The sequence below is a fragment of the Campylobacter insulaenigrae NCTC 12927 genome, from assembly GCF_000816185.1.
In the GTDB taxonomy this organism is placed as follows: domain Bacteria; phylum Campylobacterota; class Campylobacteria; order Campylobacterales; family Campylobacteraceae; genus Campylobacter_D; species Campylobacter_D insulaenigrae.
This window is the reverse complement of record NZ_CP007770.1, coordinates 1,160,292-1,183,535: the sequence shown is the minus strand read 5'-3', so window position 1 is coordinate 1,183,535 and position 23,244 is coordinate 1,160,292. Positions and strand designations below refer to the sequence as shown.

The 23,244-nt window shown below is 26.3% G+C and carries 20 protein-coding genes and 1 pseudogene; 9 read left to right on the top strand and 12 right to left on the bottom strand.

Annotated elements, in window-relative coordinates:
* Window position 1: 1 nt before the first annotated feature.
* Genes pglE through CINS_RS06045 form a run of 10 tightly spaced genes read right to left on the bottom strand, consistent with a single transcriptional unit; the run spans window position 2 to window position 11,270 of the window.
* A complete protein-coding gene (gene pglE, locus CINS_RS06090; protein WP_039650735.1) occupies window positions 2-1,162 on the bottom strand; it encodes a UDP-N-acetylbacillosamine transaminase in 1,161 nt (386 codons plus the stop codon).
* 1 nt (window position 1,163) lies between these two features.
* Complete coding sequence (gene pglD, locus CINS_RS06085) at window positions 1,164-1,754, bottom strand: UDP-N-acetylbacillosamine N-acetyltransferase (RefSeq protein WP_039650732.1); 591 nt, start codon at window positions 1,752-1,754, stop codon at window positions 1,164-1,166.
* Window positions 1,741-2,343 carry an undecaprenyl phosphate N,N'-diacetylbacillosamine 1-phosphate transferase gene (pglC, locus tag CINS_RS06080; RefSeq protein ID WP_039650730.1) on the bottom strand — a complete coding sequence of 201 codons (603 nt, stop codon included), beginning with the start codon at window positions 2,341-2,343 and terminating at the stop codon, window positions 1,741-1,743. The genes pglD and pglC overlap by 14 nt, the downstream gene beginning before the upstream one ends.
* Window positions 2,336-3,463 (bottom strand): N,N'-diacetylbacillosaminyl-diphospho-undecaprenol alpha-1,3-N-acetylgalactosaminyltransferase, encoded by a 1,128-nt coding sequence (pglA, locus tag CINS_RS06075; RefSeq protein WP_039650728.1) that lies wholly within the window; start codon window positions 3,461-3,463, stop codon window positions 2,336-2,338. Before pglA ends, pglC begins: the two co-directional genes overlap by 8 nt.
* Complete coding sequence (pglB, locus tag CINS_RS06070; RefSeq protein WP_039651434.1) at window positions 3,460-5,595, bottom strand: undecaprenyl-diphosphooligosaccharide--protein glycotransferase; 2,136 nt, start codon at window positions 5,593-5,595, stop codon at window positions 3,460-3,462. The genes pglA and pglB overlap by 4 nt, the downstream gene beginning before the upstream one ends.
* A gap of 1 nt (window position 5,596) precedes the next feature.
* Complete coding sequence (gene pglJ / locus CINS_RS06065) at window positions 5,597-6,697, bottom strand: N-acetylgalactosamine-N,N'-diacetylbacillosaminyl-diphospho-undecaprenol 4-alpha-N-acetylgalactosaminyltransferase (protein WP_039650726.1); 1,101 nt, start codon at window positions 6,695-6,697, stop codon at window positions 5,597-5,599.
* Entirely contained in the window at window positions 6,697-7,764 is a 1,068-nt protein-coding gene (gene pglH, locus CINS_RS06060) for a GalNAc-alpha-(1->4)-GalNAc-alpha-(1->3)-diNAcBac-PP-undecaprenol alpha-1,4-N-acetyl-D-galactosaminyltransferase (RefSeq protein ID WP_039650724.1), read from the bottom strand. The genes pglJ and pglH overlap by 1 nt, the downstream gene beginning before the upstream one ends.
* The gene (pglK, locus tag CINS_RS06055; RefSeq protein WP_039650723.1) at window positions 7,761-9,455 is read right to left on the bottom strand and encodes a BC-type lipopolysaccharide transporter PglK; all 1,695 of its coding nucleotides are present in this window, start codon (window positions 9,453-9,455) and stop codon (window positions 7,761-7,763) included. Before pglK ends, pglH begins: the two co-directional genes overlap by 4 nt.
* On the bottom strand, window positions 9,449-10,435 hold the full coding sequence (galE, locus tag CINS_RS06050) for a UDP-glucose 4-epimerase GalE (protein WP_039651432.1): 987 nt from the start codon (window positions 10,433-10,435) through the stop codon (window positions 9,449-9,451). The genes pglK and galE overlap by 7 nt, the downstream gene beginning before the upstream one ends.
* Before the next feature lie 52 nt (window positions 10,436-10,487).
* The gene (locus CINS_RS06045) at window positions 10,488-11,270 is read right to left on the bottom strand and encodes a 3'-5' exonuclease (protein WP_039650722.1); all 783 of its coding nucleotides are present in this window, start codon (window positions 11,268-11,270) and stop codon (window positions 10,488-10,490) included.
* Window positions 11,271-11,337: 67 nt separating this feature from the next.
* Between CINS_RS06045 and waaC the strand changes: the two genes are divergently transcribed.
* The 4 genes from waaC to CINS_RS06025 are packed head-to-tail and all read left to right on the top strand — an operon-like array spanning window position 11,338 to window position 15,947.
* A complete protein-coding gene (gene waaC / locus CINS_RS06040; RefSeq protein WP_039650720.1) occupies window positions 11,338-12,360 on the top strand; it encodes a lipopolysaccharide heptosyltransferase I in 1,023 nt (340 codons plus the stop codon).
* On the top strand, window positions 12,357-13,223 hold the full coding sequence (locus tag CINS_RS06035; protein WP_039650718.1) for a lipid A biosynthesis lauroyl acyltransferase: 867 nt from the start codon (window positions 12,357-12,359) through the stop codon (window positions 13,221-13,223). Before waaC ends, CINS_RS06035 begins: the two co-directional genes overlap by 4 nt.
* A gap of 2 nt (window positions 13,224-13,225) precedes the next feature.
* Window positions 13,226-14,782, top strand: coding sequence for a glycosyltransferase family 2 protein (locus CINS_RS06030; RefSeq protein ID WP_039650716.1), 1,557 nt, complete (start codon window positions 13,226-13,228; stop codon window positions 14,780-14,782).
* The gene (locus CINS_RS06025) at window positions 14,775-15,947 is read left to right on the top strand and encodes a glycosyltransferase family 2 protein (protein ID WP_039650714.1); all 1,173 of its coding nucleotides are present in this window, start codon (window positions 14,775-14,777) and stop codon (window positions 15,945-15,947) included. The genes CINS_RS06030 and CINS_RS06025 overlap by 8 nt, the downstream gene beginning before the upstream one ends.
* Here CINS_RS06025 and CINS_RS07960 read toward each other — a convergent pair.
* The gene (locus CINS_RS07960; protein WP_052252016.1) at window positions 15,944-16,963 is read right to left on the bottom strand and encodes a capsular polysaccharide synthesis protein; all 1,020 of its coding nucleotides are present in this window, start codon (window positions 16,961-16,963) and stop codon (window positions 15,944-15,946) included. The genes CINS_RS06025 and CINS_RS07960 overlap by 4 nt on opposite strands.
* A 999-nt stretch (window positions 16,964-17,962) precedes the next feature.
* A pseudogene (locus tag CINS_RS07955) lies at window positions 17,963-18,148 on the bottom strand (glycosyltransferase family 2 protein); the annotation flags it as partial.
* 107 nt (window positions 18,149-18,255) lie between these two features.
* Here CINS_RS07955 and CINS_RS06010 point away from each other — a divergent pair.
* The 5 genes from CINS_RS06010 (at window position 18,256) to CINS_RS05990 (ending at window position 23,120) form a co-directional block, all read left to right on the top strand.
* Entirely contained in the window at window positions 18,256-19,266 is a 1,011-nt protein-coding gene (locus CINS_RS06010; protein WP_039650711.1) for a beta-1,4-N-acetylgalactosaminyltransferase, read from the top strand.
* A 120-nt stretch (window positions 19,267-19,386) separates the two neighbouring features.
* Window positions 19,387-20,271 carry an alpha-2,3-sialyltransferase gene (locus CINS_RS06005; RefSeq protein WP_039650709.1) on the top strand — a complete coding sequence of 295 codons (885 nt, stop codon included), beginning with the start codon at window positions 19,387-19,389 and terminating at the stop codon, window positions 20,269-20,271.
* Window positions 20,268-21,293 (top strand): sialic acid synthase (N-acetylneuraminic acid synthetase), encoded by a 1,026-nt coding sequence (locus tag CINS_RS06000; RefSeq protein ID WP_039650707.1) that lies wholly within the window; start codon window positions 20,268-20,270, stop codon window positions 21,291-21,293. The genes CINS_RS06005 and CINS_RS06000 overlap by 4 nt, the downstream gene beginning before the upstream one ends.
* Window positions 21,290-22,414, top strand: coding sequence for a UDP-N-acetylglucosamine 2-epimerase (gene neuC / locus CINS_RS05995; RefSeq protein WP_039650705.1), 1,125 nt, complete (start codon window positions 21,290-21,292; stop codon window positions 22,412-22,414). The genes CINS_RS06000 and neuC overlap by 4 nt, the downstream gene beginning before the upstream one ends.
* A 34-nt stretch (window positions 22,415-22,448) precedes the next feature.
* A complete protein-coding gene (locus CINS_RS05990; RefSeq protein ID WP_039650703.1) occupies window positions 22,449-23,120 on the top strand; it encodes a CMP-N-acetylneuraminic acid synthetase in 672 nt (223 codons plus the stop codon).
* The last annotated feature ends 124 nt before the right edge of the window (window positions 23,121-23,244 follow it).

The window sequence follows — 23,244 nt, the reverse complement described above, 5'->3', positions numbered from 1 at the left end:
CTTAATCCTTTAAAGTTTTTAAAATCAGTGTAGAAACTTCCTCTACATCTTTTTTTTCCATAGTCGTCGCGCTTGGAAGACAAATTCCATTACTAAAGAAAAATTCACTATTTCCATTTAAATATGCATCATGATTTTTATATAGTTCTTGTAAGTGCATAGGTTTCCAAAGGGGGCGACTTTCTATTTGATTATCTTTTAAATTTTGAATTATTTTTAAAATTTTATTTTGTATTTGAACATTTTTATTTTCACAAATACAATGTTTTTCGTAAGTATTAAGTTTGTCTGTATTAAAATCAAGCAAAGCAGTACTAAGCCAGCGATTTGATTTAGAATCTTTTAATTCATCTAAAAAAGTAAATTTTTCACTTAAAAATTCTTTATACCATTGATAAATTTGACGTTTTTTTTCTACTCTTTCATCTAAAATTTCCATTTGTGCTGTTCCTATGGCACCTAAAATATTACTCATTCTATAGTTGTAACCATACTCTTTGTGTTCATAATGCAGGCAATTTTCTCTTGCTTGAGTACTATAAAATCTTGCTTTTTCTAATAAATCTTTATCTTCACTTACTAGCATACCACCACCACCTGTTGTGATAATTTTATTGCCATTAAATGAGTAAACACCAAAGTCTCCAAAAGTACCTAAAGCTTTGTTATGATAAAAACTTCCTAGAGCTTCTGCTGCATCTTCGATCAAATAAATATTATTTTCTTGGCAAATTTGAACAATTTCATCCATTTTAGAAGCATTACCATAAAGATGGGTAAGAATGAGTGCTTTAGGCTTTTTAAGGCTTTCTTTTATAGCTTTTTTTAATAAATTTACATCTAAATTATATGTTTCATCACAATCTATAAAAACAGGTGTAGCATTCATATAAGAAATTGGAGCAACTGAAGCTATAAAAGTAAAACTAGAAGCAAGAACAATATCTCCTTGCTTGATTCCTAAAACTCTAAGTGCTAAATGTATAGCAGCAGTAGCTGCATTTAACGCTAAAGCATTAGAACTTTTTGTATAATCTTTGATACTTTGTTCTAAAGCATTTACAAATTCTCCTAAAGGTGCTATATAATTACTCTCAAAAGCTCTATGAATATATTCTAATTCTTTGCCACTCATATGTGGTGCAGATAAAAAAAATCTCATTTTAATCCTTTATTTTTTTTGCAGGAACTCCAGCATATACGCCTTTTGAAGTTATATTTTTAATTACAACTCCTCCAGCACCTAAAGTTACATCATCGCTTAAATTTAGACAAGGAATTACGCTTGAATTAACCCCTAAAAAACATCTTTTGCCTATTTTTACAGCTCCACCAAGTTTAACGCCTACACTAATATGCGTAAATTCATCTACAAAGCACTCATGTTCAATCACGCAAGCACTATTTAAAATTACACCTTTTTTAATGCAGGCTTTTGCATTAACTATAACATTAGGCATAATTAAAATACCTTCATCGTCTAAAGATGCATTTTCACTAATGATAGCACTTTTATGTATCAAATTTACTAATTTAAAACCATCTTTTATAACTTTTTTACAAAGTTGTTCCCTAATGGTATTAGCTCCTATGGCTATAAACATATCATATTTTTCTAAGTTGGGTGAATATTGCAAACCTTTATAGTCATCTAAAAAAATAATTTTTTCATAACCCATGCTTTTAGCCACATCCGCACAAACTAAGCCATGACCACTAGCTCCATAAATATAAATATTTTTAGTTGTACCCATTGAATTTATCCGTTGTTACTGTTCCTTCTTTATTTACACCGCTACGCTTTAATACTTTTATGATAGTCATAAAAAATATTTTTACATCAAATAAAAAAGAACATTGATTGACATATTCTACATCAAATTTAAATTTTTGTTCCCAAGATATAGCATTTCTTCCATTAATTTGTGCCCATCCTGTGATACCTGGTCTTACATTGTGGCGTTTTTTTTGTTCATTATTATATAAAGGAAGATATTCAACAAGTAAAGGTCTAGGACCTATAAAACTCATATCACCTTTTAATACATTAAAAAGCTGAGGTAATTCATCTAAACTCAAACTTCTTATAAATTTTCCAAAAGGTTTTAAGCGTATCTCATCACTTAATAGTTCTCCATTTTCATCTTTTTCATCACTCATAGTTTTGAATTTATAAATATAAAATATCTTTTCATTTAAACCAGGTCTTGCTTGTTTAAAGATAACACTTCCTTGTATTATTTTTAGCATGAGAGCTATAAGTAAGATAAAAGGTAAAAATATAATGAGTAAAACTAAAGCAAGACAAAAATCTAATATTCTTTTAAATCCATTTTTATACATTTACAAATCCTTTATAAAATTCTATATATCTTAAAGCAATATCATCTTCGTTGTAATTTTGTGCTTTCAAGAAAGCATTTTGCGCTAAGGTGTCTTTTAATGTTGGATCTTCTAATAAAATTTGAATTTTTTCTGCTAAGTCTTTGCTATCTTTACATTTGCAAATTAAGCCATCTATGGCATTTTCTACCGCTTCAATGCAACCTTCAGCATCACTTACTACGCAAGCTTTTTTACAAGCCATGGCTTCTAAAACAGTTCTTGGATAACCTTCTTTATAGCTTGGTAAGACAAAAATATCGCATAAATTTAGCAATTTTGTAATATCTTTTCTAGCTCCTAGATAAAATACTTCTTTTGAATTTAAAAATTCAAGTGGAGCACAAGATTTATTATCATCTCGCCCTCCGACTAAAACAAAATTTGCTTTTTCTTTTAAGATTAAGGCAGCTTCATAAAATTCTTTTATTCCTTTATGCCATAAAGCTCTTGATATCATTAAAATTATAGGTTTTTGTGGCATATTAAATTCATTTAAAAATAAAGTTTTTTCTTCTGGAGAAATTTGTAGTGGCAAGTATTGTTTTAAATTTACTCCTACGGATTTGATGATTTTAATTTTATTCTGTTTTAGCCCTAAATTTTCCATAAATAAAGCATTACTTTCATTAACAAAAATAAAACCATTTGCCAACTTAAAAGAGATTTTATATAAAAAATTAATTCCTAATCTAACTAGTTTACTTTTAAAATCATCATCAATATAAAAACTTCCTAAACCTTCAACCAAACCAAAAGTATGTTTTATGCCAGCCATTTTAGCAGCTATAATACCTGTGGTATTACTTTTATGTGCACTTGTTTGTAAAAAATCTAAATTTAGTTTTTTGAGGGTATTTTTCAAACTTAAAAGGTTCTTTAAAACCACAAAAGGATTTACACTAGATCTTGCAAGCTCATAATGGCAGATATTATAGCCTTGTTTAGCAAGTTCTAGAGAAAAATCATCTTTTGGAGTAATGATAAAAACCTCATGATTTCTTTTAATTAAAGCTTTAATAAGTGCCAATCTAAAATAATACACACTCATAGCACTGTGAGTTAAAATTCCTATTCTCATCTTTTTAACCTATAAATTTTTGCTCTTGGGTCATTGGTAATTTGTTCGTATAAATTTTGATCATACTGATTTAACAAAAACATTTGTATATAAGTACTATTATAAAGATTTTCATCTAAAAGAATAAAGCTTTTATATTCTCTTAAAAATAATAAATAAATTTGTGATTTTGGATCGATTTCATTGTAATAATATTTTCCATTTGTAATTGATTCAATATCCACAAATGCTTTTAGAGAAAAAGTATTTCCTTCTATTTTTAAGGCTCTAAAATCATTGATAATTTCAACTCCATTATCAAGCATTACAGAACCTGAAGTGGGATCTTGAGCTATGGCATTAGCTTGAGAAAAAAATAAACTTTTTTCTTGATTTCCTGTATCAGGACTAGTGTTGGAAAATTGAGCTACTATAGGCATGATTCTTAGCATTCTATAAGGCATATAAATATAAATATCCCTAGTTTTTTCATTGAGATTAAAATTTATATCATTTAAATTCTCTAAAAAGTCTTTAGCATTGGTTTGATTATAGTCTTTAATCATGGCTTTTAAAATATCAGGATAATTTTCCTTAAAAGATTTTTCTGTGTATTCTACGCTAAGTCTTGCCATATTCGCAGCTGAAATAGGATCTTTGCTCAAAATAAAAGAAGAAAAGAAATTATCTTTTCCTAAGTGCTTACCCCCGTCAATTAAAGTTTTAACATCACTAAAGTATCGTATAGGATAACCATAATCCCACCAAGCGACAACATAATCTTCTCTTTGAGCTTTTTGCTTTAAATCATCCAAAATTTGTGCTTCATAAGAGGTAAAAACAGTAGAAGATTTGTAATAATATATATGTATCATTGCTGGTACAAGTGCAAAAATACTTGCAAGAATCAAAATAATATTAATATTTTTAAAATTAGAAAGTATTTTTTTTCTTCGTAAAAATGTGATAAAAATATGTAAAAAGTATCCAAATCCTAAAGCCATTACAGGAACTGCATATATGGTAAATCTAAGTCCTGCTACCAAGGCTACAAAACCTAATGCAAGTATAGGTAAAGCTAAAAACATACTTTTATGATCTTTGCATAAAAAAAACAAACCTATAAAAGAAAGAATAAACACTGCAACACTGGAGCTAATTCTTTGCATAAATACTTCAAGATCGATAGTATTAACTTCCATAATAGTTTCATTAACATTAAAATATAAAAATGCAGCCTCTTTTAAATTTTGAACGTCGTTAGATTTAAAAATATAAAATTTAAGTTGATATAAAACAGGATCTAATCCTCCACTTAAAAATAGTATTAAAATACTTGCAAAGATTAAACTCCAAATTATATAAAAATTAATTTTTTCTTCTTTTAAAGCAAAAATAGCAAACAATAATACAATTAAAGTCAACTTATAATACCAAGCTAACATACTTAAAGCTACGATCATTACTATAATGGCTAGATAAAAAATTTTTTCTTTTTTGTGAAATATCAAAGTATAAAGTGCAAAAAGTCCTATCATGGCAAAATTTAAAGAATAGCTAGATGGATACCACCAAAGATAAATCATTATAAAAATAGGGCTTAAGAGTAAAGTAAAAATATCTTTATCTATGGTTAATCTTATAAAAGAAAGTAAAACTAGCATTGGTAATACAAGTACTAACATATCTGTGTCATAGTAGCCACTCATAGTACGGTTATAATAACTATTTGCAATACTTGCTAGCAAAGCGGCTATAAAGCCATATGTTGTTAGTTTGTATTCTCTTGCTATTAAAATTATAGGGATAACTATTAATGAAGCAAAAAAAGTACTCATATAAACCATAATACCTTCAAAACTAAAAGGTAGAATTTTATAAAGCCAATAAGTTAAGGTGGAAAGTGAGCTATTAAAATAAGATAAGTCATTTGGCTGATGAAATCCAGCTATCATATCTCTTGCACCTTCTGCAAAAGCATATCCATCATTAGTCGTAATCATAAGTTGATTATTAAAGAAAAATTCATGAAATTCACTTGCCCAAGCAACCCAGTAAAGTCTACATAATACGCTAAAAGTAAATGCAATGAGAATTAAAATACAAGTATAAATAAAGGAATTATTTTCAATATAATTTGGTTTTACTTTCATTTTAAGCCTCATTAAAAAAATCAAAAAGCTTTTTAGCAATTTGAACTTTATCAAAATCTTTTGCTCTATTAAATGCTTTATTTCTATAATCAGCCTTTAAATCTTCATTATTGACCATCTTTTCTAAACCTTCTCGCATAGCATTTTCATCATCAACTTTAACTAAAAGTCCAAATTTATTATCTAAAAACAATTCTCGTGCGCCGCTTTTGTGATCAGTGCAAAGTACAGCAGCATTGCAAGCTAAACATTCAATTAATACATTTGAAAAACCTTCAAAAGAAGAAGCAAAAGCAAAAAAATCACACTTACTCATATATTTATAAGGATTGTTGTCAAAACCAAGTAAAAATACCTTATCTTCCAAATTTAATTCTTTGATTAAAGATAAAAGTTCGTTCTTTAAGATCCCTTCTCCCAGAATGACAAGCTTTAAATTTGTTTGAATTTTAGAGTAAGCTTTGATTAGCATTGCATGATTTTTTCCATGATCTAATCTTCCAACACTTAAAATAAATGGCTCTTTAAAATCAATGTTTTCTTTTGATTTTTCCACGATACTTTCTATGTCTATGGCATTGTATAAAATATCACATTTGTTTGATTGGATGTTAAAATTTTGCAAAAGATCTTCTTTATTTCCCAAAGAATTAGCCAAAATCAGATCAGCTTTGTTGTATAAGTTTTTAATCAAAAATTTATTAATAAAAGAATTTAAATTATTATGTTGATATATAACACTTGGCGTAGTACATTCATTAATAATAAGAGTAGATTTTAAGCCTAAAACTTTGGCCATTAGTGCTATATAGTTGGGACGATTTAAAAAGACAAATTGTAAGTTAATATCTAATTTCTCGCACAATTTTTTATATTTTAAGGCTAACATAGGGAGTTTTAAAAATTTAGATAAATTGCTTTCATTTGGAGTTGATTTTTCTAAATAATGAATATTTACTTCGGGTATATCGTAAGAAATTTTATCATTCATTAAAATTAAATGAACTTCGTATTTTAAATTTAATATTGGAAGTAAAGTTGAAACAACTCTTTCAGCCCCACCACTACCCAAAGAATATATAAAAATTGCGAGTTTTTTCATTATTTAGCCTTTATTTCGTTAATCAAATCTATCCACTTATTTGCTACATTGCTAACTTCATAATCTTTGCATCTTTTAAGAGCATTTATTGCTATTTGTTTTCTTAAATTTTCATCTTGCATAAGTAAGGTAAGCTTCATACTTAAATCCTTATCATCATTTAAATCTACTAATAATCCATCGTAATTATCATTAATTAAATCTTTATGCCCACTTAAATATTTTGTGCTAATGCGTGCAACTTGAAAATATAAACTTTCTAATAAAATAGTTGGTAATCCTTCAATATACGAGCAAAGGCAAATGATTTTAGCTTTTTCATAGAGTTCTTGTATATTAGAAACTTTTCCTAAAAAATTGACTTTTAAATTGAGTGCGTTTGCTTCATTTTGAAGTTGTTTTCTTAACTCTCCATCTCCTGCAACTAAAAATTCATAATCATGTTGTAGATTTTTATCTAGTCTTGATATAGCTTTTAAAAACATTGAAGCATTTTTGTTATGGTCAAGTCTTCCTACAAATAAAACAGTATTTTCTTTCTTGAACTCATTTTTAGTAAGTTCAAAATGGCAAGGATTAGGCATATTTACCACTTTTTTAACAAATTTCTCATAATAATTTTTGTCATCATTGCTAAGTACAGTTAGAGCATCAGCATAGGGAAAGCTAATATTACGCAAAAATTTCCAAATTTTTGATTTTAAATAAGCATGTGAACTATGTTCGCTAATGATTAAAGGAGTATTTAAACCTCTTTTAGCCCAAATACAAGCAATATTTGTTGTATCTAAAAATGAAATAAAAACATCACTAGGATTTTCTTTTAAAATCTGTTTTAAAGCTTGAAATTTTTTAATACGTGAAGCAATTTTATTGTAAATAGTAGAAAAATCAAATTGATTAAGCGTGAGTAATCTTATAGCTGGATTTAATTTATAAAAGGATTCTTCTTTATGAAATTTAATAATAGTAACATCGTGTTTTTTACAAAGTTCATTTGCTAAAGTTACCAAAACTCTTTCAGCTCCACCTGAATTTAAAGTCGCAATAATAAAACAAATTTTCATTTTTTTTCCTTTAAATTACCACGATCAACTTCAAAAACTCTATCGCATTTTTGTATAGTAGATAATCTATGGGCTATGATAATCAAAGTTTTATCTTGAGAAATTTTGTAAATTTCATCCATAATTTTTGCTTCACTTTCTTGATCTAGTGCACTAGTAGCTTCATCTAAAACTAAAATTTGAGGTTGTTGATAAAGAGCTCTTGCTATGGCTATTCTTTGTCTTTGACCACCGCTTAAAAATGATCCTGAATCTCCAACTTTAGTGTGAATTCCATGTTCGAGTGAATTTACAAAATTTTCAAGATTAGCTTGCTTGATGACTTGTTTTAAGAGATTTTCATCAATGTCTTCTCCAAAGCTGATATTTTTAGCTATGGAATCATTAAAAAGGTAAATTTGCTGAGGTATGTAACCAATTTTGCTTCTAAAACTTTTTATATTATTTTCATCTAATTTTATTCCATCTATAAAAATAGCTCCATCATTTGGTTTTAAAAGTCCTATTATAAGATCTACTAAGGTACTTTTTCCACTACCACTTTTTCCTATAAATGCAATTTTTTCATTTTTTTGAAGCGTAAAATTTAAACCTTTAAATAGATTTTTCTTTCCTTTATAGGCAAAAAATAAATCTTTAAGTTCTATTTTCTCTTCAAATTCTATATTTTCATTACCTAATTTTTCTTCTTTTTCATTTAAAATATCATAGATAATATCTAAGGAATTTCTATAATAAATGATTTCGTTGTAACTAGTGATAATACGATTTGCACTAGGCATTAAACGATAAAGTGCAACTACAAAAATTGTTATAGTTGCTAAGATAGAAGAAATATCACTTTCGTATCTTAAAACTAAATATACAACAATCAAACAAAGCATGCAAAATCCCATACCTTCAAGATAAATTCTTGGTATGCTTGACATACTTTCGTTGCTGATATTTGCTTTAGCAAAAAGCCCACTTTGAATTTCATATAATTTTTGAGTGCTTTGTTCTTTTGTTTTTAATTTGATAATTTTAAAATTATTAAGATTAGCGTTTAAAATTTCAAAATAATTTTTCATCGCTTCTTCTCTAGCAAAACTTGCTTTTTTGACTAAAGGTGAGAGAATTTTTATTAAAATAAATGCATTCAACAATAAAAATACACTTAAAGCTAAAGTAATTTTGTAATTAATTATCAATAAAAGAGTATATAGTAAAAACACTACAAAACTTTCACTTAACATTAATAAAAATGCACTAATTAAAGTACTTAAGTGAAAAACTTCTTGGGTGATAGTTTTTAAGAGTTCTGATTGATTTTTGTTGGTAAAATTTTCATATTCAAGGTGTAAATATTTGTTAAAAATTCTACAAGCAAAAGTATGATAACGCCCTTTGGAAAAACGAGCTAGTAAATGAAAATAAAAAGCATTTAAAAAAGCTCTAAAAATATAAAAAACTATTAAAATACAACCAAAATAAGCTACAAGTTTATATGAGGGCAAATTTAAGTATTCATAAATAGGTCTAAAGTAAGAACTCTTCTCTAAGAGTTCAAAATTACTCGCTACAGAAACAAAAGGCATTATCAAAGATATAGCAAAGCTTTCAATAAATCCTATGAAAATAGAAAATGTAAGCAAAGCAAATAAAAACTTTTTGTCGTGAGAATTAAGTATAAAAAATAATTTTTTTAACACTGCTTTTCCCAATCATAAGCAGATTTGCAAATAAGTTTTAAATCATCAAATTTTGGTTTCCATGAGGTTAAAGTTTTAATTTTATTGGCGTTTGAAATTAAAACTGAAGGATCTCCTGCTCTTTTTGGAGCATACTCAACTTTAAAATCAACTCCACTTATTTCTTTCATTGTTTCAACAACTTCTTTTACACTAAAACCATGTCCATAACCTACGTTGAAGATGTTGCTTTCATTATTTTTTAAATAATCTAAAGCAGCTAAGTGAGCACTTGAAATATCATCAACATGAATAAAATCTCTAATGCAAGTACCATCTTTTGTGTCATAATCAGTACCAAAAATATAGAGTTTATCTCTTTTGCCTGCTGCTACTTCAGCAGCAACTTTTATAAGTAAAGTAGCTTTTGGATAGCGTTGACCTATAGGATAATCCATACAAGCTCCAGCCACATTAAAATATCTTAAAATGCAGTATTTAAAGTCAGGATTTGCCATATTTGCATCACGTAATACTTGCTCACTCATTAATTTACTATAACCATAAGGATTAATAGGTGCTAATGGACTTTGTTCATCTACAATTGGGCTTTGTGGCTCACCATAAGTAGCAGCAGTTGAAGAAAAGATGAATTTTTTAACTCCTGTTTCCAAACAAGTCTGGATCAAATTACTTGTATTTGCTGTATTATTCATATAATATTTTAGTGGATTTTGCATACTTTCAGGCACTTCAATGCTAGCTGCAAAATGCACAATTGCGTCAAATTTTTCTTCTTTAAAAAGTTTTTTAACTCCAGCAAAGTCGCTTAAATCTTGTTCGAAAAATTTAAAAGTTTTTATTTTTGAAAGTTCATCAAGACTGATTTTGCTTCCTTTTGAAAGATTATCTAAAACGCAAATTTCATTTTCAGTTTGCAAAAATTGTTTTAATGTGTGAGATCCTATATATCCTGCTCCGCCAGTTATTAATATTTTCATATTTTGCCCTTTTTGAGTTATTTTTTTGTGAATTTTAATATACATTTATTAATTAATTCAAAATTATGCTTTTTTCTTTTTCTATAGCTTCTAAAAAAGGTTTTTGGTAACTTTTTTGAGTAAGCTTTAAAAGTTCTTCTTTAAAATGTTCTAAAATATTTAGATAATCTTCTTTTGTAATATTTGATTTAATAAGTTCATATTTTAAAAAAAGCATATAAGTGTTTAGCACATCACTTTCGCAGTATTCGTGAATTTTTTCAATTTCATTTTTATAAAAAAGTTCTAATACCTGATCGCCACTGACATCATATTTTCCTGGCAAATTTGCCATAGTGCAAAGCGTATCAAGCTTTAATCCTTTTTGTCCAAAACTTCCTAAAGATTCCAATAAATCGCAATGCTTATTTTCAGCATATTTGCTTTTATAATTATCCCATTTATCACTTACATCTAAATATGCACTTGCATCAACGTTATATTTTAAAGCTCTAATTACAAATAAAGGCATATCGTAATTTTTGCCATTAAAACTGATTAAACGAGGCTGATATTTTTTTATGAAATTAAAAAAATCTTCTAACATCTGTTTTTCATTTTCACCTTTAATCTTGCTAACTTTTATGAAATTTCCAAATTTATCTGCCAAAACTGCACAAATACTAACTATTTTATGAAAAGGTAAGGGTAAAAATTCATTTGCACTTTCTTCTTTTTGTTTTTGCAAAGCTTGTTTGCTGATGCTTAAATCATCTCCACTAAAATAATGGATTTTTTTAATTAACTCTACATCTGGTATGCTTTCGCAATCAAATACACATATATATTCTTGCATTATCAACCTTTTTTTAAATAATATTTGATAAAATCATAACAAGAAATATTAAAAAATAAAGTTATAGATGAAAATAGGTTTAGTAAAATTATCTGCTCTTGGAGATATCATCCATGCGGCTATTGTATTGCAATTTATTAAAAAACACCTTCCAAAAGCTAGTATTGATTGGTTTGTAGATGCAAAATTTGCAACTTTATTACAAGATCATCCTATGATTGATGAAGTTTATGCTCTACCTTTGAAAGAAAAAAAAATTAAAGAAAGTTTTTCGATTCTTTTAGAAGCTAGACAAAATCAATATGATGTTGTGATTGATTTACAAGGTTTGATTAAATCAGCTTTAGTGAGTAAATTTTTATGTACAAATACTTTTGGGTTTGATCAAGATAGTATAAAAGAAAGTTTTGCAAGTAATTTTTATAGACATAAATTTGCTTGCAACTATGAAGAAAATATTATAGTGCGTAATTTATCTTTAGTTGCATATGTTTTAAATGAGCATTTTGACCATGGAGATATCAAATTAAAACAGAGTTGTTTTTTTATAGATGAGGATTTAAAAGATGAATTAGAACAAACACTTTCATTAAAAGAAGCAGATGTTGTTATATTGATGCATGTGGGTTCTTCAATGCCTAATAAAATTTATCCAAAAGAACGTTTAACTTTGCTTTGTAGAATGCTTTTAGAGCACTTTGCAAATACTAAGATTTTATTAGGTTGGGGTAGCGTGAGCGAATTTAATTTTGCCAAAGATATGGTTTTGAATTTAAAGCATTTAAATATAGATTTAGCACCAAAACTAAATTTAAATGAGCTATGTGCTTTAACTAAAGCAGTTGATTTAGTTATTGGTAATGATAGTGGTCCTACTCATCTTGCTTTTGCTTTAAATAAGCCATCTATTACTATTTTTGGAGCTACTCCTAGTCAAAGAAATACTTATGAAACAACTATAAATAAAACAATCAATGCGGGTAAAAAAATACTTTATTCAAAACATATCGACAAGAGTGATTTTTGCATACAAAATATCGATGAAAAAGATATTTTTAAATTAGCTTGTGAGCTTTTGGAAAAAAAATGAGTTGTATTTATTTAAGTCTTTTTTATATTTTAAAATTCTTAGTTACCTTTTTACCTAAAAAAATGCTTTATAAATTTGCTGATTTAGTAGCTTTAATAAGTTATAAATTTAACAAAAAACATAGAAAAATCATTGATATTAATCTTCAAATCTGTTTTCCCGATAAGGATAAGAATTGGCGTGAGCAAACTAGTCTTAATGTCTATAAAAATTACGCTAAATTTGGTATAGATTTTATAAAAAATCAAAATATCACTAAAGAAGAGCTTGTTAATAAAATCCATTTTGAAAATCAAAGCATAGTAGAAGAACTTATACAAAGTGATATTCCTCTTATTGTAACTACAGCTCATTATGGTAATTGGGAGCTTTTGGCTTTGCTTTTTGGGGCTAAATTTAAGGGTATTTCTATAGTGGCAAGACCTTTAGATAGTAAAGTTATGGATAAAATTTTAAGTAAAAATCGTAAGCAATTTGATATAGAACTTATAGAAAAAAAAGGTGGGCTTAAGAAAATGCTAAAAGCATTGAAAGAAAAAAGAACCCTTGGAATACTAACAGATCAGCATGCTAGTGATAGCGAGAGTATTAAAATATCTTATTTTAATCAAGAAGTTAATTTTATTTCCGGTGCAAGTGTGCTTGCAAAAAAAGTAAAAGGAGTTATTTTACCTTGTTTTGTTTATCAAAAAGATGGACAATTTTTTATTAAAAATTTTCAAGCAATGTATGCTAGTGAAAAAAGCATTGAAGAATTAACTTTATATCAAGCAAAATGTTGTGAGGAAATGATTAAATTTAAGCCTGATGAGTATTTTTTCTTTCATAAGAGATTTAAAAGCAAGGTAAAATATAAGGTTTAAATATGGATATAAAAAAAATTTCTGTAATAATGATTGTTAAAAATGCTCAAGATACCTTAAAACAATGTTTAAAATCTCTTAAAGACTTTGGAGAAATTATTTTACTAATCAATGAAAGTAGTGATGAAAGCTATGATATTGCTAAACAATTTCAAAAGCATCATTCTCATTTGAAAATTTATCATCATCATTTTATAGGTTTTGGAGCTTTGAAAAATTTAGCCCTTTCTTATGCAAGTAATGAATGGATTTTTAATATTGATGTAGATGAAGTTGTTGGAGAAGAAATTTTTTCTGAGCTTAGTAAGATACAAGTTCAGACAAATCAAATTTTGCTTTTAGCAAGAAAAAATTTATATAAAAATGAATGGATAAAAGCTTGCGGTTGGTATCCTGATTATGTTATGCGTATCTTCAATAAAAATCACACTTGTTTTAATGATAATTTGGTTCATGAAAGTTTAATTATCCATAATAATACGCAAAAAATTAAGTTAAAAAGTGCTCTAACGCACTATGCTTTTGAAGATATAAATGCTTTACTTGATAAGCTTCAAAGGTATTCAAGTCTTTGGGCTTTGCAAAATTTACACAAAGATAGTGGTGTTTTAAAAGCTTTAATACGCGGTGGATGGACTTTTTTGAGGAATTATTTTTTCAAGAAAGGAATTTTTTATGGATATAAAGGTTTTATAATTAGTTTGTGTAATGGACTTGGAGCGTTTTTTAAATATATGAAATTGTATGAATTAAAACTTCAAAAACCACATACTTGTTCTTTGGTTATCACAACTTATAATCAAAAAGAAAGACTCGCCTTAGTGCTAGATAGTGTTAAAAATTTAAGTATTTTGCCAGATGAAGTTTTAATAGCTGATGATGGTAGTAAAGAAGATACAGCTAAACTTATACAAGTATATCAGAAAGATTTTCCTTGTAATTTAAAACATATTTGGCAAGAAGACGAAGGGTTTAGATTAAGTCAAGTTAGAAATAAAGCTATCAAAGCTTCCAAAGGTGAATATATAATCGTTGTTGATGGAGATATGATTTTAGAAAAAAACTTCATTGGAGATCATTTAAAATTTGCACAAAAAAAAGTATTTTTACAAGGTTCTAGAGTGATTTTAAACGAAAAAGAAAGCAAAGAACTCTTAGAAAAAAATGATTTTAGTTTAGCCTTTGCTAAAAAAGGTTTCAAAAATAAAAAAAATACTTTTTTAGCTAAATGCGTATATAAATTTTCAAAGCTTAATAAGATTTTTTTTGAAAAATCCCAACTTATTAAAGGCGTAAGAGGATGCAATATGAGTTTTTATAAAAGTGATTTTGAAGCTATTGATGGTTTTAATGAAAAATTTATAGGCTGGGGTAGAGAAGATAGTGAGTTTGTAGCTAGATTTTTATTTAACAATGGTACTTTTGCAAGAGTTAAATTTTATGCTTTAGCTTATCATATTTATCATAAGGAAAATAGTAAAAATATGCTTGAGAGTAATCATAAAATTTATTTAGATACTATAAAAAATAAAAAAATTACATGGAAAGAAAATGAATAAAAAAGTCGGCGTAGTAATCCCTATATATAATGTAGAAAAATATCTAAGAGAATGTTTAGATAGTGTAATCAATCAAACTTATAAAAATTTAGAAATAGTATTAGTTAATGATGGAAGTACAGATGAAAATTCACTTAATATAGCTAAAGAATATACTTTAAAAGATGAAAGATTTATTTTATTTGATAAAGAAAACGGTGGACTTAGTTCAGCTAGAAATGTAGGTATAGAATATTTTAGTGGAGAATATAAACTACAAAGTACAAACACAGAAAATGATTTAATAGAATTTGATGTAGAAAATAATCATTACAATATATACAAAGCTTATAAAAGCTCTAAAGCTTTTAATAATGAACAAGATTTAACTAACTTTACTTATCCTATTATAGATTATATTATCTTTTTAGATTCTGATAATTCTTGGGAATTAAACTGCATAGAAGAATGTATAAATAAAATGAGTAATGTTGAAGTGCTTTGGTTTAATCATTCTTGTATTTATGAAAAAGGCATTAAAGATAAGGGACAAAAAAACAGAATGGATATTTTTAATTATTACAATGAATGCATTATAAGTCCTAAAGAATATGCTGCTAGAGCCATTAGCATAGGATCAAAAGATATTTCTTTTGGTTGGAATGGTATGATAGATTTTACTTTTTTAAAAGGTATAAAGCTTAAATTTATTGATAAAATCATCAATGAAGATATACATTTTGGTATGGTTTTGTTTGCTAGTGTTAAGAAAATTTATGTTTTGCCTAAAAGATTGTATCGTTGTTGTTTAAGAGCTAATAGCATATCAAATCATGATAAAAAAGTCAGTAAAGAAAACATAACACACTATTTTAATGATATATATGAAAATTTTAATCAAGATCCAAAAGAAGCTAAAAAGTATTTAAAAGCTTCTAGTAGGGTAATAACAGCTTTGAAGTTAATAGAATTTTTTAAAGATAAAAATGATGAAAATGCAAATGCTATTAAAGAAGCATTTTTGTCTTTTTATGCAAAAAAAGCATTGATGATAAATAAGTTTGATAAAGATCCTTTAAATTTAAAAAAACAATTAGTGCTTATAAAGCCATTTATCAATTTTACCCTTCCTTATGATATAGATAAAATTTGGCATAAGATAAAAAATATTTTATTTAAAAATTAATTTTTATTTTGCATGATAATTGCATCTATCATGGAGTTTTTCTTTATGGTTTTAAAATGTGTAAGTTTATGTAAGAAACTTTGATTTTTAATTTCTTCCCATAAGCAAGGATCAAATTTTTCTTTCGCATAAAATTGTAATAAATGGCATTGTATATCGCTCATATTCTTATATGTTTTGTTTATATAGCCATGTTTTTTAAGAAGTTCAAAAATGATTTGGAAAGTAAAATAATAAAAATTGTTGCAATTTTTTTCATTGTGCCAATAGTACAAAAGCATATCTTTTAAGGCTTGAATATTTTTATTGTTAGCTTTGGCTATGATAAAGCTATTTAGTAGTTTGACTTTAAAATCATCATTCCAATTAAAATATCCATAAGAAAAATATCCACTTTTAATAAAACGTTTTAACTCTTCTTTGCTTGGCTTGTTTTGTGCCCTTTCAAAGGCAAAAAAATCTTCTTCGCATAAATTTTGTGGGATTTTATCGCTTAAAAATATATTAGCATCACACCATATTCCTCCGTAAGTAGAAAGTAAACATACTCTTAAAAGATCTGAAAAGAAAGTGATGGTTTTTTCTCCAAAAAAATTATTGATTAATTTTTCTTTTACAAAGGGTGGAAAATCAAGATAATTTTCTAGGTTATTTTTATCTAAAATAATGATGGTGTAATTACCCCCCCCCATATATTTTTGTATAGATTTAAAACATTGTTGTATAAGAGGTGAAGCTTGATCTTTACCTTGATACCAAAATTGCCAAATGATTTTATCATTTTTAAAGTGATATTTTTTCTCAAAAATAAAATGAGAAATTTTTCTTTCTAAAAAAGGGTTGATATAATTAATAGTAAGATAATTTGCTACCTTTGGGTGCTCTATTTTATAACTTATATGGTTTCTTAATTTTCTTCTTAATGATTTAATGGGTATTAATTTACTTAATGATTTTGTGAAATTATTGTAAAAATAGAATTGGACAGTTGAAAATTTATTAAAAAAAGTCTTTATTTTTGTTGGATGTCTTAAGATAAACCTTAGTTCTACAAAAAATTTAAGTAAATCTAAATTTTTATAACCCATTGAATCTAGTAACAAAATAAAACCCAAATAATCTTGCGGATAGTATTTTTCTAAGTAAAGATAATTATATCGTTTTATACTTTTTTTGAGAAAATACTTTTCTTTATTATTTAATAAGTTGGGGCTAATATAAAATTTATAAATTTTAAAAGCAATCATACAAAAACAATATGATCTAAAATATTCTCTTAAATCATTATAATTTCTAAAGTAAGGTTTTAAAATTTCTAAATTTTTTGGTAAATTTTCAGGCATTTGTTGGTTTTCAAAATTAGTAATTGATCCCTGTCTTATCCTATAAACCATTAAAACTTTATCGATGTAAAATGTTTTTTTGGCTAAACAAAATAAAATAGTTCCAAAATCATGATCTTCATGATAAATTCCATGAGTGAAACGGAGATTGTATTGATTTAGAATTTTACTCTGAAAGCAACCATAGCAAGCAAAGGCAAAATTATATAATTTGTTTTTTATAAGCATATCAATGCCTTTATTTTCCATTATTTCTAGATTAAAACATGAATAGTTATTTTTTCTATCTTTTATGGATTTTTCAAAATTATGTATGCAGATATCTAGTTCCTTTTCTAACATTTTTTCTATACAAAGCTCTATACAATCTTTTAACAAACAATCATCAGAATCCAAGAAATGTATTATAGAATTTGGTAATTCTTGAATTATAAAATCATTAATATTTTCTATATTTGTCTTGATGTATCTTTCTTCAATTTGAACAAAATTGGCTTCTATGTTGTCCTTTGTGATAATTTTTGTATCTTTACTAAAAATATTAATTGTTGTGTATGAAAGAATGTCTTCCTTATCTTGATTTTCAAAAAAATTTCGAAGCTTTGTGTTCTTTATAAACTCTATTCCTATATTTCTAGCCGAACTAAGTCCACCATTTTCCTTGGAAATTAAAAACATTCTTTTATCTTTTCTTAGATATTCTAAAGCTATATTTAAACTATTATCGTTACTTCCATCATCTATTAAAATAATATCTAAATTGCTATAGGTTTGGTTTATGACACTATCTAAGCATTCTTGTAAATAAGGAGCAACATTGTAAATTGGGATAATAATAGAAACTAAAGGATTATTCATATATACTTCTTTTTATTTAATTTTATATTAATAAACATAAAAGACAAATGAAAAATAAAATTTAATATTAGTATAGAAATATGAGAAATAACACCTAGGAAAATTTCATGCAATTTAACTTTTTAAGAAATATAGAAAGAAAACTAAGAACTTATTTTAAACATAAATCCATACCCTTAAATAAAATAGATTTGTTAATAGAAACAAATATAGTATCTAGTATTAATAATCATTCAAATGAATATTTTATACAAAAAAATAAAGATATTTATGGGGGGGGGCATAAAGGATATTTTGATTTTGATATAAAATCAAAAGATCATAAATCCCCTTTAAATCCTTGGGCTTTTATAAGAGTAAAAAATGAAGCTATAACTTTAAGAGCTTCATTAGAAAGTATGTTACCTGCTATACAAAGAGGTATAATAGCTTATAATGATTGTACAGATGGTAGTGAAGAGATTATTTTAGAATTTTGTAAGCAGTATCCTTCATTTATTCCTAAAAAATATCCCTATGAAGTTCAAATGGAAAATCCACAAAGTGAAGATAATAAATTACATAGTTATTATAATTTTGCTCTTTCTTTTATACCTAAAGGAGAATGGCTTATCAAAATAGATACAGATCATATTTATGATGCTAAGAAGCTTTATAAGAGTTTTTATATACCTAAAAAAGATTATCATATAGTGTGTTATTCTAGGATAGATTTTGTATTTAGAGATGATAAATTTTATGTGTGTCAAGATAAAGATGATAATGTGTTAAAAGCACCTAGTGATCATTGGCTTTTAAAAAATAAAAAAATATATTTTAAAGAAATTTTAAGAAGTTGGGGGTATAGCTATCATCATAGCAATGTTATTGATAAAAAACAAATGAGATTCTATGAAGAATTAGTAGCAAAGCATAAAATTAAATATTTTACAGAATTAAATAATTATCATTTTCCATATATAAAAAAATATAGAAATATTCCTTCTAATCTAAAGCTTATTTTATTAGATGAATTTGTAGAAAAAAATAAAATAAAATTGAAAGATAAAATAGACTTTACTATGTTAGAGAAAGATATTTTATATAGAATTTATGAAAATTTTATTCTTAAAGAATAGTTGATTTTTGTAATTTATTCTTACAATATATTTGAATGTAATAGTTATATTGTTTCGGTATTTTATTTCTTTAAAAATATGGTAAAATTTAATTTCACAAATTAAGATAATAGGGGAATTATGGAAGAAAAAAATGCATTGATATGTGGTAACGGACCTAGTTTAAGAGAAATAGAATATGAAAAATTGCCAAAGAATTATGATGTTTTTAGGTGCAATCAGTTTTATTTTGAAGATAAATATTATGCGGGTAAAAATATACAATATGCTTTTTTTAATCCATATGTATTTTTTGAGCAATACTATACCATAAAAAATATTATAGATAAAGATGAATATGATATAAAAAATATAGTATGTTCTTCGTTTGGTTTGGAAAGCATAGACAGTAGAAATTTATTAGAATTTTTTTACAATTATTTTCCTGATACTATTTTTGGATTTGATTTGATAAAACAATTAAAAGAATTTCATTCTTTTATTAAATTTAATGAAATATATAATGAACAAAGGATAACTTCTGGAATTTATATGTGTGCTTTTGCTGTTGCTATGGGGTATAAAAATATTTATATATCAGGGATTGACTTTTATTCTAATAAAAATCAACCATATTTATTTAAGTATCAAACTAATAATGTTTTAAAATTAATTCCTGAATTTAAAAATGAGATAAAAGCAACTATACATAGTAAAAATTTTGATTTAAAAGCTTTAGAATTTTTAAGTAAAACCTATAATGTAAATTTTTATTCTTTAAATCAAAATAGTGAGTTAAGTAAGTATATAAAATTAGCTTCAATTATACGAGGAAATAATGATTTTGTTATAGATAATAAGCCTAAAGATTATATTGATGATATTTTACTTCCAGCAAATAATACTTATAAAAAATTTAAAAAATTTCCTTTACCTGTTATAAAAAATAACCTTTGGTTTAGACTGATAAAAGATTTAGTTAGATTGCCAAGTGATATAAAACATTATTTGAAAGATAAGCGATGAAAATTGAACATTTAGAAATATCAAAAGAAAACCCTTTAGTTGTACCTGAAATTGGTATTAATCACAATGGTAGTTTAGAAATAGCTAAACTTATGGTTGATAGTGCTAAAAGAGCAGGAGCAAAAATAATAAAACATCAAACTCACGTAGTTGAAGATGAGATGAGCAATGCTGCGAAAAAAGTTATACCTGGTAATGCAGACATAAGTATATATGAAATTATGAAGCAATGTGCTTTAAGTTTTAAGGATGAATTGGCTTTAAAAGAATATACACAAAAACAAGGCTTGGTATATCTTAGCACACCTTTTAGTAGAGCAGCGGCAAATCGTTTGGAGGATATGGGAGTTAGTGCTTTTAAAATAGGTTCAGGAGAATGTAATAATTATCCTTTGATAAAGCATATAGCGCAGTTTAAAAAGCCTATGATAATAAGCACGGGTATGAATAGCATAGAGACTATAAGACCAACAGTTAGAATTTTACAAGATTTTAACATTCCTTTTGTTTTACTCCATACTACTAATTTATATCCTACACCAACGCATTTAGTAAGATTAAAAGCTATGTGTGAACTTGAAAAAGAATTTAAATGTCTTGTAGGATTGAGCGATCATACTACTAATAATTTAGCTTGTTTAGGAGCAGTAGTGCTTGGTGCTAGTATTTTAGAAAGACATTTTAGCGATACCATGGATAGACAAGGCCCTGATATAGTATGTTCTATGGATGAATTTGCTTTAAAAGATCTTATAACACAAAGTAAAGAAATGGCACTTTTAAGAGGAACTAGTGCAAAAAATGCACTGACAGAAGAACAAGTAACTATTGATTTTGCGTTTGCTAGTGTAGTGAGTATTAAAGAGATTAAAAAAGGTGAAACTTTAACGATGAAAAATATTTGGGTAAAAAGACCCGGACTTGGAGGCATTCCTGCTAGTGAATTTGAAAATATTTTAGGTAAAGTCGCATTAAGGGATATAGCTAATGATACTCAATTGAGTTTTGAGGATTATAGGTGAAAAGAGTTGTTTTTATAACTGGTACAAGAGCAGATTTTTCCAAAATAAAATCATTGATGTTAAAAATAGAACAGTCAAAAGAATTTGAATTATTTGTTTTTGCAACTGGTATGCATATGAGTAAAAATTTTGGATATACCTATATAGAAATAGAAAAATGTGGATTTAAAAATATTTTTAAATTTATAAATCATGATAAGTATTTTCAAATGGATAAAGCTTTATCAAGTACCATAGATGGTTTTTCTAAATTTATACACGAAATAGAACCCGATTTAATCATTGTGCATGGAGATAGAGTTGAACCTTTGGCCGGTGCTATAGTTGGAAGTTTAAATAATATACTAGTAGCTCATATAGAAGGTGGAGAATTATCAGGAACCATAGATGATAGCATAAGACATGCTATAACTAAATTAGCTCATATTCATCTTGTGAATGATGAGATAGCAAAGAAAAGACTTTTACAGCTTGGTGAAGATGAAAAATCTATATTTATTATAGGATCTCCTGATTTAGAAATTTTAGTGAATAATCAAGTTTCCATAGAGGAAGCTAAAAAATATTATGATATACAATTTGAAAATTATGCGATAGTAATGTTTCATCCAGTGACAACTGAGATAGCTAGTATAAAAGAACAAGCTGATAATCTAGTTCAAGCACTTAAGCAAAGTAATAAAAATTATATTATTGTTTATCCTAATAACGATCTTGGTTTTGAATTGATTTTACAAAGTTATGATCAATTGAGAAATTTAGATAATTTTAGGTTTTTTCCTTCTTTAAGATTTGAATATTTTATAAGTTTATTGAAAAATGCTGATTTTATCATAGGAAATTCAAGTTGTATTTTAAAAGAAGCTTTGTATTTAAATATACCATCTATACTTATTGGAACTAGACAAAATGGTCGCCTTGGTAGTGAAGAAGTGGTAAAAATTGATGCAAAATATGAACAAATATTACATTCTATTAATACCATACATAAAAAACATGATGCAAATCTGGGAAAATTAGAAATTTTAGATAGTTCAAAAGTATTTTTTGAATATCTTACAAATGGAGTTTTTTTTGAAATTAAAAAGCAAAAGATATTTAGAGATATCAAAGAAATATAATTGATAAGAAGCAAATTTTTATGAAAGATAAATTATGACTTTGGCAATTATTCCAGCCCGTGGTGGTTCAAAAGGTATAAAAAATAAAAATTTAACCTTACTTAGAGGTAAACCTCTTTTGTATTATACGATTAAAGCTGCTAAAGAATCTAAGTATATAGATAAAATTGTTTTAAGTAGCGACAATGACGATATTTTATTTTATGGAAAAAGTCAAGGAATTGAAATTTTAAAACGTCCTGAAGAATTAGCACTTGATGATACTACAAGCGATCAAGTGGTTTTTCATACTTTAGCAAATTACAAAAACTACGAAAATATAATCTTGCTTCAGCCAACTTCTCCATTGAGAACAAATAAACACATAGATGAAGCTTTTTGTATTTTTGCAGATGAAAATACTAATGCTTTAATTAGTGTATGTGAGTATGATAATAAAATTTTAAAAGCTTTTGTATGTGATGAAAATGGAAATTTAAAAGGAGTTTGCAATGATAATTATCCTTTTATGCCAAGACAAAAATTACCTAAAACTTATATGAGTAATGGAGCAATTTATATCATAAAAACAAAAGAATTTTTAAATAATCTTAGCTTTTTGCAAGATACAACAAAATATTATTTAATGGATTATATATCAAGTATAGATATTGACAATATGGAAGATTTGATAAAGGTTGAGAATATATTATGTCAGTCGAATTAAAATGTAATCAAGCGATATTAAAAATATTACAAGAATATAATATTTATACCAATACCTATGTTAAAAATAGGAAAAAATTTTCAAGATTAAAATTAAGGGATAAAATATTCGTTCCTAAAATAGA